Source organism: Xanthomonas cissicola, assembly GCF_008801575.1.
GTDB classification, from domain to species: domain Bacteria; phylum Pseudomonadota; class Gammaproteobacteria; order Xanthomonadales; family Xanthomonadaceae; genus Xanthomonas; species Xanthomonas cissicola.
On sequence record NZ_VZPL01000231.1, the window covers coordinates 1 to 634 of the forward strand.

A 634-nucleotide genomic window follows, 5' to 3' on the forward strand; every position below is an offset into this window, starting at 1 on the left:
GCGCTTGCGCGCTTGTTCCAGGATCGGCAGCACGTGTGCGAACTGCTCCCGGCTCATGTCGCTCGGATAGGTCTTTTGGCGCATCCGCATAGTCTGCACTGATCAGCGAAGATCGTGAACAGGTTCTTATATAGTCCGGAGGGGCAGACCATGAACCAGAATTGTTGCTCGCGATTGATCAGAGTTGCCGCCGCTCCAGCAGTGCTGTCCCCAGAGTTGGCTGATCTCCTTGCGCTTCAGCGAACAGAAGAGCCTGAAACACCTGTGCTATTGCAAGAGGTCACCCAGGACGTGCTCACGACTAGCATCCTCGGAGGAACCTACGATCTAGGCATCGGTTGGCCGGTAGCCACCGATGCCCTAGCTGTTTGATCCCAGGCTTTGATGGTGCACTATTTTCCCTCGAATGGAAGGAAGCACGATGGCCAGGTTCTACACGGGAGCGCCACTACGACAGAGGCGATCCGTCGAGCGATACAACAGCGTCAAGAGAGCCTGAGAGCGCTGGGCGGTCTCAAGATTCAAGTGCAACAGATGATTTGAAGGCGGCGATTTCCGCTTCCATTGCTTCGCTAGGCGTTTTCCAGCCCAGTGTCTGGCGAGGACGGGTGTTCATCAGTAACGCGATGTGATT

The 634-nt window shown here is 56.0% G+C and carries 2 pseudogenes; both read right to left on the minus strand.

What is annotated here, in order from left to right:
- Positions 1-90: pseudogene (locus F7R02_RS25765) on the minus strand (IS5/IS1182 family transposase); the annotation flags it as partial.
- A 424-nt stretch (positions 91-514) separates the two neighbouring features.
- A pseudogene (locus tag F7R02_RS27695) lies at positions 515-634 on the minus strand (IS30 family transposase); the annotation flags it as partial.